Source organism: Mesomycoplasma ovipneumoniae, from assembly GCF_033343935.1.
Taxonomy (GTDB): domain Bacteria; phylum Bacillota_I; class Bacilli_A; order Mycoplasmatales; family Metamycoplasmataceae; genus Mesomycoplasma; species Mesomycoplasma ovipneumoniae_G.
Genome location: NZ_JAWPGQ010000013.1, coordinates 1 through 18350, shown reverse-complemented (window position 1 = coordinate 18350; position 18350 = coordinate 1). Strand labels below are relative to the sequence as shown.

11 protein-coding genes and 1 pseudogene are annotated in these 18350 nt (G+C 30.8%); 6 read left to right on the top strand and 6 right to left on the bottom strand.

The window, feature by feature from the left end; genetic code table 4:
• The first annotated feature begins 6 nt into the window (after positions 1 to 6).
• The 5 genes from R7X45_RS03235 to R7X45_RS03215 are packed head-to-tail and all read left to right on the top strand — an operon-like array spanning position 7 to position 6482.
• Positions 7 to 873 carry an MSC_0622 family F1-like ATPase gamma subunit gene (locus tag R7X45_RS03235; RefSeq protein WP_318055883.1) on the top strand — a complete coding sequence of 289 codons (867 nt, stop codon included), beginning with the start codon at positions 7 to 9 and terminating at the stop codon, positions 871 to 873.
• Positions 874 to 1344: an MSC_0621 family F1-like ATPase epsilon subunit gene (locus R7X45_RS03230; protein WP_318055882.1), complete on the top strand. Its 471-nt coding sequence runs from the start codon at positions 874 to 876 to the stop codon at positions 1342 to 1344.
• Complete coding sequence (locus R7X45_RS03225; RefSeq protein WP_318055881.1) at positions 1337 to 3580, top strand: MSC_0620 family F1-like ATPase-associated subunit; 2244 nt, start codon at positions 1337 to 1339, stop codon at positions 3578 to 3580. Before R7X45_RS03230 ends, R7X45_RS03225 begins: the two co-directional genes overlap by 8 nt.
• A complete protein-coding gene (locus R7X45_RS03220; RefSeq protein ID WP_044283904.1) occupies positions 3580 to 5106 on the top strand; it encodes an MSC_0619 family F1-like ATPase alpha subunit in 1527 nt (508 codons plus the stop codon). The genes R7X45_RS03225 and R7X45_RS03220 overlap by 1 nt, the downstream gene beginning before the upstream one ends.
• Positions 5107 to 5108: 2 nt before the next feature.
• On the top strand, positions 5109 to 6482 hold the full coding sequence (locus tag R7X45_RS03215; RefSeq protein WP_318055880.1) for an MSC_0618 family F1-like ATPase beta subunit: 1374 nt from the start codon (positions 5109 to 5111) through the stop codon (positions 6480 to 6482).
• Between the two features lie 891 nt (positions 6483 to 7373).
• Here the strand turns inward: R7X45_RS03215 and R7X45_RS03210 are convergent.
• The 6 genes and pseudogenes from R7X45_RS03210 to R7X45_RS03185 form a co-directional block, all read right to left on the bottom strand.
• Positions 7374 to 8420, bottom strand: coding sequence for a zinc-dependent alcohol dehydrogenase family protein (locus R7X45_RS03210; RefSeq protein WP_318055879.1), 1047 nt, complete (start codon positions 8418 to 8420; stop codon positions 7374 to 7376).
• A 660-nt stretch (positions 8421 to 9080) separates the two neighbouring features.
• A pseudogene (locus tag R7X45_RS03205) lies at positions 9081 to 9562 on the bottom strand (helix-turn-helix domain-containing protein); the annotation flags it as partial.
• Between the two features lie 165 nt (positions 9563 to 9727).
• On the bottom strand, positions 9728 to 10081 hold the full coding sequence (locus R7X45_RS03200) for a hypothetical protein (RefSeq protein WP_318055877.1): 354 nt from the start codon (positions 10079 to 10081) through the stop codon (positions 9728 to 9730).
• Entirely contained in the window at positions 10071 to 11384 is a 1314-nt protein-coding gene (locus R7X45_RS03195; RefSeq protein ID WP_318055876.1) for a hypothetical protein, read from the bottom strand. The genes R7X45_RS03200 and R7X45_RS03195 overlap by 11 nt, the downstream gene beginning before the upstream one ends.
• Before the next feature lie 71 nt (positions 11385 to 11455).
• The gene (gene mip / locus R7X45_RS03190; protein WP_318055875.1) at positions 11456 to 13942 is read right to left on the bottom strand and encodes an Ig-specific serine endopeptidase MIP; all 2487 of its coding nucleotides are present in this window, start codon (positions 13940 to 13942) and stop codon (positions 11456 to 11458) included.
• Positions 13926 to 16040, bottom strand: a complete 2115-nt coding sequence (locus tag R7X45_RS03185) for a putative immunoglobulin-blocking virulence protein (protein WP_318055874.1) — start codon at positions 16038 to 16040, stop codon at positions 13926 to 13928. Before R7X45_RS03185 ends, mip begins: the two co-directional genes overlap by 17 nt.
• Before the next feature lie 176 nt (positions 16041 to 16216).
• On the opposite strand from R7X45_RS03185, the gene pepF reads away from it, so the two are divergent.
• Positions 16217 to 18040, top strand: coding sequence for an oligoendopeptidase F (pepF, locus tag R7X45_RS03180; RefSeq protein WP_318055873.1), 1824 nt, complete (start codon positions 16217 to 16219; stop codon positions 18038 to 18040).
• Positions 18041 to 18350: the final 310 nt, after the last annotated feature.

Below are 18350 nucleotides of genomic sequence, written 5' to 3'. Positions count from 1 at the left end.
TAAATTATGAACATAAATGAAAAAAAGGAAAAAAGAGACAATTTCATCAAAATTTATGATTTAGTTTCACTAAATCGAAATATTTCTCTAATCCAAATTAACCTTCTTTTAAGAACAATAAGAAATGTTTATGAATTTTTCTTGATTGGCCAGTTTTTACTTGCTCAATTTAGTCCACAAAGATCATTTAGTGCAAAATTGTCACTACTTACCAAAAAAGCTTTTGCCCGTCAGAATATTAATCTTTGAATTTATCCTTCATCAAATGAAAAATATACGCAAAACTTTTTTGATCAAATTGAAGCTAAAATTTTAGAAAATTATACTGAAAAGGATTTTATTGTTCCTCTTGGTGTTCGGGCAATTAATTTTGCAAAGAAAAACAATATGAAAATCATAACTAGTTTTGAAAATTTAGACAATTCCTTTGAAAATTCAGTAAAAATTGGTCAAGTTATTGAATATGGACTCAAAACTCGTCAGTTTTCATCAGTAAAAATGGCCGTTTATTCAAATAAAATTCCCAATTTTATTGCAACAATTTTCCCTTTAAACCAGTTTGAATTTAATATGGAAACAACTCAAGAAACAATTGACAAATTCAAAGCTAACCTTGATAAAGTCCGTTTTTTCCCTAATTTTGAAGAATTTTACCAAACCCAAATTCAAACATATTTTGCCACATCGGTGCAAGTTTTACTGCTTGAGTCACAATTTATCGTCTATAAAAATAAACTTATTCACGAAAATACCCTTTTAAAAGAAATCGAGGAGAAAATTTTACGTCTTAAGACAACAATTTTAAAAATTGAACGTGAGCTAGAAATTGAAGAGCTAAACTTGATTAAGAGCAAACCGAAAGGAATTTTTTAAATGGAATCACAACTTTGAAATTTCCGAATTTTAACCCCTGAAAATAAAACTATAAATTTTAAAGATTGCAAAATATATATTAATATTGAACAGGAAAAATATTTTGCACCACTTGAACCATTTATTGTCTCAAATCTTGATTTTTCGCTCATAAAAATCGAAATTTCTTCCGGGATTTTTTATTTTTTTGCCCACAAATCATTACTTTTTTCCTTAGAAAATAGCGCTTCTATTCGACTTTATGATGATTTGATTTTTTATAAAACTGATAAAAAAGAATATTATATTCAGAAAAAATCAAATCAAAAAAGCAAAAACACACTTTTGCACAAATTGCAAATGCAAGCAAATTTAGAGCTAAGCTCAAATTTAGAATTGTATAATAATTATATGCTTGCCAAACAAGAAAATGAACAAAACCGTTTGATGCAACTGTTTTTTTTAGTTCAAACCGAGGTGAATCATGTCTAAAAAATTAAAAAATAAACTAGTTTTTGCGCCTATTTTATCAGTCTTTTCAATTTCTTCTTTATTTTTCCTTTCATCAGCTTCAACTTTTAGCCCTCCTGTTGTTGAATTTCAACAAACTACCCCATCTCCTGCAAATCCAAGTCAGCCTCCTGCAAATCCACCAGCAAATTCTGGCCAAAACGCTGGCGGACAAGCCTCAGCAGGTACAAGTGAAAAAAAGGCCGAGCCAATTACTGAAGAAGAGCTAAGGCAAAATAAAGCTTACTGAGAAGCTCAAAAAGAATCATTAATTGACCAATTTATTGATAAAGTTGACGAAGATATTAAAATTAAACTTGCTGATATTGCTTCAAAAACTCGTGATAATCTTGAAGAAAAACTACAGCAAAGTTTTTTCTGAATTCAACTTCGTGATTATTTCAAGCGAAACCGTGAAGGTCTAAAAAAGAACCCAAGTGAATTTGGTCTTAATATTATTAGTCCTTTTGCTTTTGCCAATAATCTAAAACTAAAACGTGGTGATGTTAGTTTTGACAAAGAAAACTACCAAGGTCTTGAATGAGGAACTAACAATGATGATAATTATGAAAAAATAAATAATGTTAAAACCTCAAAAGTAACAGAAGTTCCAAACACGCTCAAAGGCAAAGATTTTGAAAATCGAATTAAGACTTATTTCCAAGGACTTACATCCCAATATAAACAATATCTTTTTAAAGAAGAAGAATTTCCTGTTTATAAAAAGAATTTTAACCTTGACAAATTTGCCGACAAATCTGATACTGAAGAAAACCTTTTGTTAGCAAGCAAGCCAATTGGCAAAGAAGGAATAACTTCTTGAAATGACTGAATTAAAAACTACTTTGAAAAACAGTCGCTTTTACTTGATTTTACTTTAAATCAACTGCCAAATCCAAGCTCATCTCAATCAGCCCAGGAACAAATTAATTTTGCAATTAAAAAAATTACCAACCAGAATCCACCTGATGTAGCCGAAAAACCCGAATTTGAAGTGCGAATTGCTCCCGATTTGCCGCCAATTATTGCACCTCAATATGCAACTTGGACGCCTAAACAAGTAGTTGACCATTATAATTCAGCATCACAAGAAGAAAAAAATAACATTTTTTTCTTCTTAAATCCGTTAAATTCACGTTTTAAATATTTTATTGAATCAGTCTCAGAAGATGGAAACAAAATTAATGCAAAAGTAAAAATTGTTGACTTTGTTAATCAAGTTCGCGATCCGGCTGACAAGTCAAAAGCTGAAAAAGTCTATGATACTCCCCATTATACTGATTTTCCTGAAGGGGCAACTCCGGCTCAAAAACAAGCAATAACAACAAATTTATACAATTCAAATTTAGGTGTAACTGCTGTAATTGACCAGTTTTTTTCAACACTCAATATTCAAGACCAGTTTAGTTTTGACCAAATTCGTTATTATTCTCCAGGTTCACAGACAACAATTTATAATTTCTTTTATTTATTAACTAAAGTTTTTTATAACCAAGATTTTCTTGATGCTCAGAAAAAATTGGCTCAAGATTATATAAATTCTTCTAATGCAACGGTGTTTTCGGCTTCACAATTTCAGTTTTTATCTTACTTAAAAAAATCAGAAATTGACAATAATAAAGCTTGATCTCATTATTATTTAATTTATTTTTTAAACCTAATTGTTCTTCAAGACAAATTTTTCCAATATTTGGCAAAACCAAACGCAGTTGACAAAGAAGCAGCAGAACAAAAAGAAAAACAATTTGACGAAAATCTCAAAAAATTGAATTTAACTCGCGAAGATATTAACCGTTATTTTGCTCAGGCGCACGAAAAAGTTGCCCTTTTTCATAATGAGTCTAACAAAATAAGTTCGAATTTAGTTAATCAATTTGTGGCAATGACTAAACTTGGACGCCAAATCAATCTTTTAAACCAAATATTAGGTCATGTTGCTTATTTTGACGAAAAACCTCAGGCAAATCAAGGATCTTCTTCAACAAATAACTCTCAACAAAACTCTGATCCAATTCAGAATTTTTCAGCACTTATTGAACAATTCAACAGCGAACAGCAAAGTCAATGGTTAGCAAATAATCTTGCTTATTTAATAGTCGGGACACTTTCAGTAATTTTAGTCTCAATTGCTGTAATTTCAAGATTGCTAGTTTATAAAAAAAATCAATTAAAAAAAGTTGAAAATAATTCTGAAAATCAAGAACAAGGAGAAAAATAATGTCATTACGTGTCGCCTCAGTTTTAGACTATGTTATTTTAGTTAAAGGACAATACAACTGAAAAGAGCAGCAATTTTTTCAAATTAAAAATAAACCCGAAATTAAAGCGGTAGTAATTCAAGCCTCATACATGCAAGCTTATTTACTTTTTAACAACCAAAAAGGTAAAGTTGAAATTAATGACGAACTTGTTGAGTTACCTGATTTTGACCGGGTGGCCACTTCAATGGAATTTTTTGGGAAAATTATCGATCTTTCTGGTAATATAATTGAGCCAAAATCAGTCAGACCACAAACTTTTTTAACTTATCGTCATTCAGCTTTTGCAACTGCTGCCGGTGTTTTACAACGTCAATTGCTTGATCGTCAAGTTTATACCGGAATTTTGTCAATCGATCTTTTTAACCCAATTGGATTTGGTCAGCGTGAACTTATTGTCGGCGATCGTCAAACTGGAAAAACACATATTGGAATTAACACAATTATTAATCAGAAAAATTCGCCAACAACAAAATGTATTTATGTCTCAATTGGTCAAAAACGGCAAAATTTAGTCTCTTTATACCATGATTTATTAAAAAATGGGGCAATGAATAACACAATCGTTCTTCATGCAGCTTCAACAAGTCCATTTGACCAATATTTAGCTCCTTATTTTGCAATGGCACACGCTGAAAATCTTAGTTATAATTACGATGTTGTTATTGTTTTTGATGATCTTTCTAAACATGCTAGCGTTTGGCGTGAGGTAGCTCTTTTAACTAATCAGCCAATTGGAAAAGAAGCTTTTCCGGCTGATATTTTCTTTGCCCACTCAAAACTTTTAGAGCGTTCAGGTCGTTTTATTGGACGAAAATCAATTACAGCCTTGCCAATTCTTCAAACTGTTGACAATGATATTACCGCACTTGTTTCTTCAAATGTAATTTCAATCACTGACGGTCAAATTATTACTTCTTCAGCACTTTTTGCCGAAGGTAAAATTCCTGCAGTAAATATTGGACTTAGTGTTTCGCGGACAGGTTCATCAGTTCAAGCAAAAAATATTCGCGCAATTTCCAAAGAAATTTCATCATTATACTATAACTACCAAAAGCAGATTAAATTGGCAAAATTAGACTATGATCTTAATAAAGAAACTTCAGATTTACTTTTTAAAGGATCACAAGTTGAGCAGTTTTTAGTTCAAAAAGGCTATTCTTATTATTCACCAACAAGTGTTTTAATGGGAATAAAAATAATTTCTTGAGGTCTTTTAAAAGATGTAGCTGATCCTACAAAAGTCGTGAATTTTGTTCAGGCCTTAATTGAAACTGATCCGTTTGCCAAACAAATTTTTGCTAAATACACAAATAATGAATTTATTGACGATCAGCTCGCTGGTTCATATTTTGCAACAGTAGTTAACCAATTTTTGGAAAAAACAACAAATACTCAACTCGAAGTTCCGCTTGCATTTCCAAAAATGGAGCAGTCATTACTCGATTCAATAATGCAAAAAGCCCAAAATATCGGAGGTAGATAAAAATGATTGGCTTTGTTTCCCAAATTTGAACTAATGTTGCTGAAATTAAATTTCAGACTGATCTTGATAAAATTCAACTTGAACAAGCTCTAACAATGCACCAAAACACGACAGTTTTGGTTATTAAAAAAATTTTAGATGCAAATACAGTTCGTGCAATTGTGATTGCTAAATCTCAGCCAATTGCCGTTGGTCACCAAGTTGTCAATACACTCACTTTTTTACAAGTTCCTGTTGGTCCTAGTGCTAAAAATCAAGTTTTTAACATTTTAGCCCAATCACAAAATAATGCCCAATATAAGCCAAAAACAATTCCGATAAACTCAACAGTTAATGTTACCAAAGAAAATTTTAATGTTCGTCACAAATTGCTTGAAACTGGAATTAAAGCGCTTGATTTTTTTGTACCTATTTTTGAAGGTTATAAAATTGGAATTTTTGGTGGTGCCGGAGTTGGTAAAACTGTTTTGATGAAAGAAATAATTTTTAACGTTTCAAAACAAAGACAAAAAGTTTCGTCAATTTTTGTCGGTTCAGGTGAGCGTTCCCGTGAAGGTCTTGAGCTATTTTTAGAACTTCAAGAGTCAAATTTAATGTCTAAATCAACAATGTTTGTTGCCCAAATGAACGAAACTCCTGGTGCGCGTTCAATGATTGTGCCAATGGGAGTTACAGCCGCTGAATATGCTCGAGACTACGAAAAAGAAGATGTGCTTTTATTTATTGACAACATTTACCGTTTTATTCAAGCTACTAATGAAGTCTCAAGTGCGCTTGAAAAAAATGTTTCAATCGGTGGTTACCATGCAACAATGGACTCTGATGTTTCTTTTATTGAAGATCGGCTTTATAAAAATGAAAATGGTTCAATTACTTCGTTCCAAACTGTTTTCTTGCCAATGGACGATCTTTCTGATCCAGCGGCTATTTCGCTCTTTACTCACCTTGATTCTTCATTTGTGCTCTCACGTGATAAAATGTCAAGAAATATTTTCCCAGCTTTCGATCCTTTAGTTTCAACCTCAAACTCAGTTTCGGTAAACGTTATTGGTGAAAGACATTTTAATGCAATTATTGCCGCTAAGTCAATTATGAAAAAATACAAAGACTTAGAAGATGTTATTCTGATTCTTGGATTTGATGAACTTGATGCTGAAAGTAAAATAATTGTCCGTAAAGCGCTTCAACTTGAAAACTTTTTCACCCAGAATTTCTTTATGGCCGCCGCCTTTACTAAAGAACCTGGAATTTATGTTCCACTTGAAAAAACAATTGACTCAGTAATTCGAATTATTGATGGTGAATTTTTAGATATTTCCCCATCAGAATTCGCCTTCATCGGCTCAGTTGATGATCTTGCTAAAAAGGAAGTCTAAAAACTTCAAATCACAAAGTAAAATTTCACCTTAAGTTTAGGGGAAAATTTTTTTATTCCGAGCTTCCCAGTTTGATGAGATAATCTTAAAAAAGTGTCCTGGTGTTTTGGACGCTTTTTAACTTTTTTGGCAAAAGTTAATTACCTATTTCAAATATTTGGTTCACAGGAACACCATCGCGATTTTTAAACATGATTTGTTGATTTGAAGTGTTAAATTCAACCCTTTGTCTTAATTTTTGCCATCAAACTGGCAAACCCAGGAAAAATAACAATCAAAGCAAAAACACTGAATTTTAAATCTAACCATAATGAAAGAAAAAATACAACTACTATTTAAACTCAATGCAAATAGAAAACTCATTTTTATTTGCAGCGAGCCTAAAAAAATATGTGAAGTTTTGAAAGAACAATAACCAAAAGCCTTAAATTTATAGATTTCTAAACGGTTAAATTTAGGGCATTCCATCATATTAAAAATATAATGGATAATTCGCACTATCTAATTTTTTTATGGCAAAAACATAACTAATTCCCCCTTAATTCTAATCCCAAAATTTATTAATTATTCTTAAGTGAAGTTAATTATAACATAATTTTATTTTTGGCCAAACATTTTTTTTTTTTTTTTTGTAAACGGTTAATTTTAAGGCTTCGCATCATATTTTAAAACACAGTCCAAAATTTGCATTTTCTGATTTTTTAGGCAAAAAACATAATTAAGGTCCCCTTAATTCCAATATCAAAAAATTTATTAATTCATTCTTAGCAAGACTAATTATAACTGAATTATTTTTTTATTTTAAAAATTTAAAATAAAAAAATAAGACTCGCACTTTAAAGCAGCGAGTCTTACAAAACAATTTACAAATAATAAACGAAAATAATAACTTTATTTTGTCGCGTCAATGAAAATTTTCATTGCTTTATTGTCAGATGCATTTAAGAAGGTATCATAAGCTTTCATCATATCAGAAAGGTTGAAGCGGTGGGTAATTAGTCCATCAACTGGTAGTTTTCCGGTTGAAACAGCGTTAATTAGCATTGGTAGTGTGTTTGTATTTACTAGTCCGGTTGTAACGGTGATGTTTTTAATTCAGAGATTTTGGAGATTAAAGTCGACTTTTTTACCGTGAACACCAACTACAGAAATATTTCCGCCTGGTTTAACAATTTTTTGGCAAGTATCTCATGACTGTGGAAGTCCAACAGCTTCAATTGCCACATCAACACCATCAGGACCAACAATTTCGTGTAATTTTTCTAATAGTGTTTCATCAGGAACTAGTGTGTGAGTTGCTCCTAATTCTTTGGCTTTTTCTAAACGGTTTTTGTCAAAATCAATCACGATTAATTTAGCTGGTGAATATAACTGGGCAGTTAAAAGCGCTCCCATTCCCACTGGACCAGCACCAATAATTGCTACTGATTTACCAGGTGAAACTTGACCATATTGAACACCAATTTCGTGTCCAGTTGGAAGCGCGTCTGATAACATAACAGCTACTTCGTCAGAAATTGTATCAGGATATTTATATAAACTATTATCGGCAAAAGGAACTCTTACATATTCGGCTTGGGTTCCGTTGATCATGTAACCGAATTTTCAACCACCTTCTGCTTCACGGCAGTGAGAATATAACTGTACACGGCAGTTGTCACACTTACCACATGGAGTTATGCAGCCAATTAAAACTTTGTCACCTACTTTAACATTAGAAACACTTGAACCTATTTCTTCAACAATACCAATACCTTCGTGACCTAAAATTCTACCTGAGGCAACTTCGGGATTTTTACCTTTAAAAATTCCTAAATCTGTACCGCAAATAGTTGTTTTGGTAACTCTAACAATTGCATCTGTTGGTTTTTGTATAACTGGTTTGTCAACATCTTCGAGGGCGATACTGTGATCGCCACGATAAACTAATGCTTTCATTTTTATATAATGACCTCGTATATAATTATTTGCATAAATAATTATATAACTTTTTTTATAATAAATAAGTATTTTTATTGAAAATTTTTTTAGTCAACGTAACGTAAAATTTCCGCCTTATTTACCCAATGTTTTGACATTAATTTTGTACTTAGTCACAAAAACCAATTTTTTCCGAGTTTCCCAGTTTGATGAGATAATCTTAAAAAAGTGTCCGGTTTTTAACTTAAAAAGCAAAATTATAAAATATTTAAACTACCTTTTTAGTTAAAACACTGACAAAAATCATAAAAAATACAAACTACTATTTAAACTCAATGCAAATAGAAAACTCTTTTTATTTGCATTGAGCCTAAAAAAATATATGAAGTTTTGAAAGAACAATAATTAAAAGCCATAAATTTGTAGATTTCTAAACGGTCAAATTTATGGCATTCCATTATATTTAAAAACATAATGGAAAATTCGCGCTGTCTGATTTTTTAGACAAAAAACATAACTCATTTCCCCTTAATTCAATATCAAAATTTATTAATTCATTCTTAGCGACTCTATTATACCAGAATTTTTTCTTAGACCAAGTTTTTTTTTTTTTTGTAAAAGGTTGACTTTAAAATAATAAAAATTAAGATTTTAGGTAAAAAACCCGTAAATCCGGGAACCTTCTGGAACTAATCTTTGTGCGGCATTTCTAGTTCTTTTTCCGCCTTTTTTGTAATATTTTCTGAGTCTGTCGTTCCAACTATTACCCATTTATTAGTTTTGATTCAATTAAAAACAGTCTTTAAAGATGGTCTTTCAATGTTCGGAAAATTTTCTGCTATATAAAAATATGTCGGCTTAACTCCATGGACTTTTTTGTCATATTTTAGTGCAAAAATTCTGCTGAATTCCTCATATTTTCCTAACTCAACAAATTTGAAATAATACCTATGATAATATCTTTTTTGTCTTTTTGTTATTGCTAAATTAGCTTCATAAATTCCATATTCATTTAGATTTCTTTTAATTTCTCTTGAGACAGTTGAGGGTGAAACATTAAGTTGTTTAGCAATAAATCTAATGCTTTTATTGTTCTGCAATAAAAACTCAATTTTTAGTAAATCTTCAAAACTAAAATGTTTAAATTTTCTTTTTTCCATGATATTCCCTAAATAAAAAAATGCAACAATAATATTATTATACCATACGTTGCATTTTTATCTTCTATTTTAAAAAACCCGGATTTACGGGTTTTTTGCATATTTGTATTAAATAAAAAGTGAATTTTTGTCATCAAACTGTCAAACTCAGGTATTGAAAAATTTTTAGTCAGCGTAGTCTAATAAAATTTCTGACATATTTTTCCAAGATTTTTTCATTAATTTTCTACTTAGTCACAAAAACCAATTTTTTTCTAATAGTTTGCCAAGAATTTTTGGACTAACAAAAAAATAAATAGAATTTATTAATGTTTGTAAAAACAAAGGGGCGGCCAAAATACAAAGTGGAATAAAAACAAAAATATATGGCGGAACCGGAAGGTCATAAAGATCCCAAAATAAAATTCCAGCTGCTATTAATCCGACAACTATTGCTAAAATAAATCAACGAAAAATTATGTATGTAAAGGGAGATGTTGATTTATAATATAAGGAAATTTTTTTATAATTATTTTTCATTTTCTTCTAATTCCTTAAATTTCTCAGCAATAAAAATTGCAAAAATATGTCTAATATCAATGCTACGATCATTTTTATATGAAAATACTAAATTTGGACTCAAGTAATTTAATGATAAATTGCTTATTTCGAGTTTTTCTTTGAAAGCATTAAATTCGTCTTTTGAGCTAAATTCGAGCAGCGGCGAGTCAGATTTATAATGAGGATCAGGTAAAATTATATCGTTAAAAAATTTATGAAAATTATTATCAAATGCAAGACGTAAATTTTTAATTTTAGTGTCATTCTCAAGCTCTTTTATTAATTCCAAAACTGAAATTTTGAAAGGTTTTCCATAGTTTGAGAACGGATTTTCCAAGGTTAACTCGATGTTTTCAGTGAAATTTTCAATAAGTAAATTCAAATCAATTTTTTGAATATTATTCAGTATTTTGTCTTGATTTAAAACACAAATATATTGGCTTTTTTGTAAAATTGCATCAAAATAGCACTGGGAAAGTTTGACCTTTGTAAAAGGTAAATTAAATTTGGAAATTTCCTTTAAATCATCTATAGTATTTTTGAATTTAATTTCATAATTTTGGTCTAAATTCTTTATATTTGAAAGCAAAACTAATTTGTTAATTTTATTTGCAATTTGGTAAACTGGTGAAGTTATTGTTAAATTTTCAACAGTTGTTTGATATTTTTTTGGCACAAAAATAAAACTAAATTCTTCACTTTTAATTGATATATCATAAGGGTCAGTGATTTGTTTATTATCAAGAATTGTTGTTTTTTTAGCACCTAAATCATAACGTAAATTAGAACTTGAGCAAAAATCTACATCGTTAATTTGGTCTGATTTTAAAAAAGTCATACTTTCGGCAAATGATCCATAAAAAACAATTGAGGGGTCAATGTTTGCTAATTCATTGGCTTTTTTATAGTATTTCTCAAAATTTTCATCTCTTAATTTATTCAAAAGTCCAAAACTCAAGCGGCTTATTAAAAATAATTTTAAAAATTTTATAGATTTAAGAATGGAATTATTATCAAAATAATCAACAAATTTTTTTCTAAGGAAAAGACCTAAAACAAAATAAACTCAAACAAAAGGCAAAGGCCAAAATGCTGCAGGACCTACTCATCATATATTTTTATCTCAAAGTAGCCCAGCCCCAATTGCAAAAATGATAAGAAAAACAACTGAAATTATTAAAAGTGCAAGAATTTGTATTCCTTTTTGGTCCTTTCTAATAAAAAAGGAATTTGAAAACTTAATGTAATTGTTCAAAATGACAGAATGTCTTGTTATTTTCATGAAAATCCAACTTTATAAAAAATAAATAATATCATATCTTATTTATAATGAAAAAAATTTTAGTTTAAATACTAGTTGCCCTCTTCAATTTTTGATACAACCCGTGAATATGTGCGTTTTTGGATCTCTTCTGGCAAATTAACAACATTAGACTTTGAGGCAAAAACATCTTTTCGTGTTGATTCACTAAATCCATTTGGGAATAAGTTAGTTTTTAATTTTTTGTCAGATTTATCACCATAAAGTTGTAACATTGCATCAAAATAGGACTTAAATTGGTTTTTTGACCCATAAATTATATCATAAGAAGGTAAATTATATTTTCCATAATAACCTTTATAGTCATAGCCATAAGAACGTAAAGCCAGAACAAAAGCCGCTGAGGCAGTATTATCTGAAGCAAATTGGAGTCCGTAGACTTTTTCATTGCTATCACGAATTGAAGTTCCACTAACTCCACCACCAGAGGCAAAATTATCAATTAAAAAGCCTTGCCCCGAAATCAAATAAGGACTTGAAACATCACCTTTTTCATTAGGGGCGTGTTGAATTTCAAAATACGAACTTGTTAGCGTTGGATTTGTAATAAAATAGTCGGTAATTCCGGGCAGATTTACAAAAGAACGGTATGAACGAGTTCAAGCAAATTCGCCCCCGCCTTTTCAACTATTGTGTTCAGGGTTATTATTAAAATAAAGATCTTCAGATTTATTAAATCAAGGCGAGACTTGGAAGCGTCTGTTGGCAAAATCAGTCGGATTTTCATGACGGTCAAGCGTTCTTTGACTTTCATTTTGTGTTGAAGGCCAGCCAAAACCGTAAAAATCTTTTTCCGGAATGTTTTTATAAACTTCAGGATCGAGGAAGTTTTCTTCACGACCTTGATAATGATTTTTTTCCTGAGCTGCATTATAATAATCTTGAGTCATTTTTTTTGCTTGAGACTCACTGTCAAAATTAACCTCAACAACGGCAAAATCAAGAACTTCTTCAATATTTTGGTACACCTTTTGTGAAGAAAAGTCTTTTGGCGAAGACTTTAGCGCGTTTGTTCCAATTACAATTGTACGTACATTTAAAGGTTTTGTTGGTGTTTGGTGGACAAGCAGTGAGTCACGTTCATATTGACCGTCCCGACCATTATTATATAAGGTTCCCTCTAATTCTTTAACGCGAACTTCTTCGCTGTCATAGTAATTCTCAAATCCTTCGCCGATTGAAGTTGGCAATTTTGAATGAATTGGAGTTGTATTTTTTAGTTTTCTCAGAGTAATTGTTCAAGTATTATATTGTCGAAAAGCTTCACTATAATTTGACTCATCCCGACCTCAAACTTGAGTTTTATCAGTCGGCACATCGTTTGCAAGTCGCAAACTTCCAGCAACGTGTGCATTTGTTATGAAAAATCACTTTAGAGGATAAGTTCCATTTTCTGTTTTTTCAAAGTCAAGAATTGCCGCTGTTCCAAAAGACATATCTGAACGAACTACACGTTTTTCTGCATCAGGGTTTGGAATATTGTCATTAGGATCGCGTTGTTTACCGTTTCTTATTCCAAAAGAGAACGAATTTTTAGCTATTTTTCGGTAAGTATCATTTGGTAAAACTCGCGGCAAACCGTTGCGATTTGACCCACCGGTTCGCTTTTCTTTCCCTCCTCAATAAGCTGGAACTGCTGGCGGTTGTACAAAATTATTAATTAAAATACCTTTGATTTGACCATCATTTCCAATTTCAGGTAAAGAAAAGCCACGTAATTGTGCATTTTGATAATAAGGTTGATTAGCATCTTTTGCTTGTTGGTTTAATTTTTCAAGGACAGATGAACTTGGAAGATTAAAACTTTCAGGAAAAGGTTTTAAAACACTTGCGGTAGTGAACCCACCTTGACTAGAAATATTGTTCAAACTTCGATGGTATTCTAGCTCTTTTTTAGGGTCATCATATTGATATTGATCTTTAACAACACGTTTGTTATCTTTTTTACTAAACTCTGTAAAAGTTTGACCTTGAGGTGTTAATGATGAAATTTTTTCAGGCGAAACTGGTTCAGGTCGAGGGTGATTTGGATTTGGATTTGGGTTTTGCCCTGGATTTGCATCAGGATTTGGACTTGGATTTGGGTTAGGGTCAGGACTTGGGTTAGGGCTTGGACTTGGATTTTGCGGTTTTGGAGTGTCTTTTTGATTTTGAACTAGACTAACAAGTTCCGAAAAAGTCTTTTGAAATTCAGCATTTTTTTCTTGATTTTGTAAGTCATTATCGGAAAAAGTGCTTAGTTTTGATAGGATTTTTTCTGATTCTTGGTTGAATTTACCAAGTTTATCAGAGTTTAAAATTTTTTTTAAATTCTGAATTTCTTCGTTAATTTTTGTAAGTAAATTATTTAGGTTTTCTGAACTACTATTTTGCGAAGAATTAAATTTATTTTTTAGATCAGTTAAAGATTTTTCAACATCACTAATGCTTTTTAAATTTGAATCAGTATTAGCACACGAAATAGCAATAATTGGTAAAATGCTTGGTAATAAAAATAAAATTTTAGACCTCAACTTCATAGCTATCTCCTTCTTCTTCACTATTTTGGTCAGCAATTTTAGTTTGAATTAAAACATTTCCAATTTGCCCACCAAGTTGGGATTTTAACCCGTCACTTTCGACATAAATTTGGGTAATTCGCCTTTGACCATTAGCATTTGCTGCCCTAATGAAAGACTCAAGCTGGCTTTTTGCATCTCCAGTCAAATTTTCACCTTTTAAATAAAGAGGAATTCCGTAAATTTCCTGACCATTTCGCTTAAATTGAATTTCAGTTGGTGGCGGCGGTGGATCGCCAAAGGCTAAGCGCTGACTAAATTGGGCGCCGTCAAAATCAGAAATATTAACAACATAAGCATCTGACCCACCAACAGTGTCAGGTTGGAAAATCATTCGCTTGAATTTTAAAGTTCGATTGCCTTTAAAATTTTCTTTTGCAAAAGGCTCAGGTCAATTTTCAACATTTATATTATAAACACGGTTAAGTTCGTCAAACCAAATTCCTTTTAGAGTTTTGATATTAGTATCAGAAAAATCTAAAAAAGTCGGTCAACCACCTTTACCGCCAAAATTACCTTGAAAAACACGTTGGTTAATTTTGGAATTAAAAACAATTTCAAGACCTTCGTTAATTTTAGCAACATCATCGCCTTTGTCAAACCGAAGTGTGTTAAAAATTATTGAAGAAGGTAGTTTTTCACCTGAATTTTTTGTAACATTAAACTGATTTTGATAGTCAAAACTAATAAAATCAACGTTTTTTAATGCATTTGGATTAATTGATCAATGTTGTGAAACCGCATTTGAATCTGAATAGAGTTCTAATTCTTTTAATTTAACATTTTCAAGTCCTCTTAATCCACGAGTTGCCGCTGGATTATTTAAAAATAAAGTCAATTTAATAACTGAAGGAGGAATTGCTTTTAGAATCGGATCAATATTTTGCAATGAATTAAGGGAACCAACATTTTGAAGGACAACAGCTTGGATTTTATTGTCTTGTTTGATTGCCTGGTTCATTATTTTTTGAAATTTATCAAAAGCATTAGCATCATCGGCATTTAGAACAATTGCCTTTATTGGACTTCGATTAGCCCGGTCTTCGTTTTGTTCATTTGGGGTGTATTGGTAAATTTTGATTGAATTACCTGAGACACCGTGTTCTTTAAAAATGTTTGAAAATTCATTTGAAACATCAAATTTTGTCCAACCGGTGTATTCAAGGCTCGAAATTGAACTTGAATCTCGAGAATAATAACCTGGAGTGTTATTAACTCGGCTAAGATTTTCAGCTTTTAGCCGATTTAGCGTTGGATTTTTAGCCTCATCATCATAACCTCAAGCATAAGGATTGTCAGCATCAGGTAACAAACCTTGTTTTACAAGTTCAATTTCATCGGCTCTCAAGGGTTTTGGATTAGCTGCTTCGCGTCTTAGACGCTCTAATTCGGCTTTGTTTTGTTCAAGCCGAATTGCTGGACAATCAATCGATGGCTCACAGGAATACAAACTAAGTCTGCGTCCTTCTTCTCAACTTCTTCGTGAACCAGGGGCATCATCACCATTATTTTTATTATATTCTTCGTCATAATAGCGATTTATTTCTTTTACTTGCGCTTCGATATTAACAATACGCGATTCGAGTTTTTTAATTTCTGCGCTAAATCCTGATGCTTTTCGTTGTAAGGCAAGTTGAGTGAGCCGACTTAACTCAGTACCAACTATTAAATTTGGACCTGAAGTTGCACTTTGAGGTGCAAATTTTGGTTTTAAAGTTGGCGCTTGTTGTGGAGCGGCGATTTCTGGCTTTTTTTGTTCAACTTTTTCGGGATTTTTTATTATAATTGGTTGTTTTGTATCTTCAATTTTCTGTGCTTGATTAGGTTTATTTTCTTCTTTTTGCTTAAAAATTGCATTTGTAACTGGAGAATTGAATTTTAGATCTTTATCGATTTCGTTTTTGGCAATTGTTGATGGACTTGAGTTTGAATATGTGTTTTCAAAAGCCGGAAAATTTAGCGATGTTAAATATTGATTAAGAGCGCTAGCAACCGGAATAATTATTATAGGCGTGGCAGTCAAGAGAACAATTTTGCCTCTTTTGGTCAAAAAAATCATTGTCACCCTCCAAGTGTATCTTTTAGTTAATTATAACATTTTTTTATTTTTTAGGATTGGAATTTTGAAAAAATAAGGTACAATTATATTCTAAAATTAATTTTTCCTTAAATTATATTATATATATGTAATATTTGAAGTTAAGGGCGAAATTTTACAAAAACAAAGGAGAAGAAATGCAATTTAAAAAATACTCAGAAATTCCCGAAAAGCACCGTTTTGATCTAGAAGTTTTACTTGAAGGCAAAACAGTTGAGGAGAACTTTGCCGAAATAGTCCAAATTTCGAAAAAATTAATTGAAATGAAGGACCAACAATTTGATAATGTTGAAAATTTTCTTCATTTTAAAAAACTTGAAGAAGACTTTGGAATTAAATATAACAAAATTTATAATTACATTTCAAACAATATAAGTACAAATGTTGTTAGTCCTGTTTTTAGCCAACTTAATGAAAAATTTTCTTTCTTAATGTCAGAATTTGAGGCTAAATTAGGTTCACTTGATGTTATTTTTTATAAAAATGAAGAAAAAATTCGTAGCTGAATAAATGATGAACGTGTAAAACCTTATTTAAAAGATTTAAATTATCGACTTGATAATAAAAAACACAAACTTGATGATCAGGTTGAAGAATATCTTACAAAAACATCTTTTGGTGAAGTTTCAGTTTATAAAATTTTTTCAATTCTTTCAAATTCAGAAACTAAATTTGCCGATATTATCGACGAAAAAGGTGATAAATTACCACTTAATTCGACAAATTACTTTAATTATTTAAAAACCGGAAGTCCTCATGTTCGTCAATTAGCTTATCAAAATTATTATTCAGCTTATTTGGAACATAAAAATACTTTTGCAAATTTATTTTATCAACATATTAAATCTGCCTCAGTTGATGCAAAGACAAGAAATTATCCTTCTTTAATTCAAGCTTGCTTGTCTTCTGATCGGTTTTTAGAAGATAATTTGCAAAATTTATTTAGTAATGTTGCTGCTGCTTTTCCAATTTTTGATAAATTTTTTCATGCCCAAAAACAATTCTATAAAGCAAAATTTGGAACAAAAATGAATCATTGAGACCGTTTAGTTCCACTTGTTGAAATTAAAGATAATTATTCTGTTGAAGATGCCCAAGAAATTGTCCTTAAATCTATAGAACCAATGGGCGAAGAATATGCAGAAATTGTTAAAAAGTCTTTTTCAGATCGTTGAATTGACTATCACTACGTGCCTTCTAAGCGTTCTGGAGCATATTCAATTGGTGGATCTTACGGTCTTGAAAAAAAATACATTCTTATGAACTTTGATTTTACAATTAATTCAGTTCATACTTTAGCTCACGAATTAGGACATTCACTTCATTCTTATTATTCTGATTTACACCAAGATTATCACAACAGTTCATACCCAATTTTTCTTGCTGAAATAGCTTCAATCTTTAACGAATTAATGGTTGATGATTATCTTTTGAAAAATCAAGATGATGATAAGCTCAAATTTGATATTGTTTTCCAAAAAATTTCAACCTTTATTTCAACAGTTCAACGCCAAGTTATTTGGGCTGATTATGAGGCTACTTTATATAAAAAAATGGACAGTGGTGAGCTAACTGGTTCATATGATGATTTTGTTAAGATTTACGAACAAATAATTAAAAAATACAAACCAAATGATGATGAAATTGACGAAAAATCCTTTATTTATAGTGTAATTGTTCCTCATTATTATTATGGGTATTATGTTTATAAATATGCAATTGGTTATCTTGCCGCTAATGTTTTCTTCCAGAAATACAAAAAAGAAGGAAAAACAGCAATAAAAAATTACATCGAAAATTTCCTTTCAAAAGGTGGTTCTGATTGACCAAGCGAAATTCTCAAACAAGCTGGTGTTGATCTTAGTGATCCAGAAATGTATCGTCAAGCCTTTTCAGTTCTTGAAAGTCAAATTGATGAGTATATTCGCCTAGGTAAAAAAATATTTAATATCGATTTTTAGTCAAATTTTAAATATTTTATTCAAAATTAAAAAAGCATGTGATTATTTTCCACATGTTTTTTTGTTTTTTTGAACAAAAAAACAATTAATTACGTTCATTTAGTCACTCCAAGCCGTTTATTCCGTGATATTACCGAGTTTCCCAGTTTGATAGATAATTCTGAAAAAGTGTCCTGGTTTAGTTTTGGGCGCTTCTTTAACCTTTTTGGCAAAAGTTAATTACCTATTTTAAGACACTGGCAAAAATCAATTTATGGATAAAACAACAAAAATCATAAAAAATACAACTACTATTTAAACTCAATGCAAA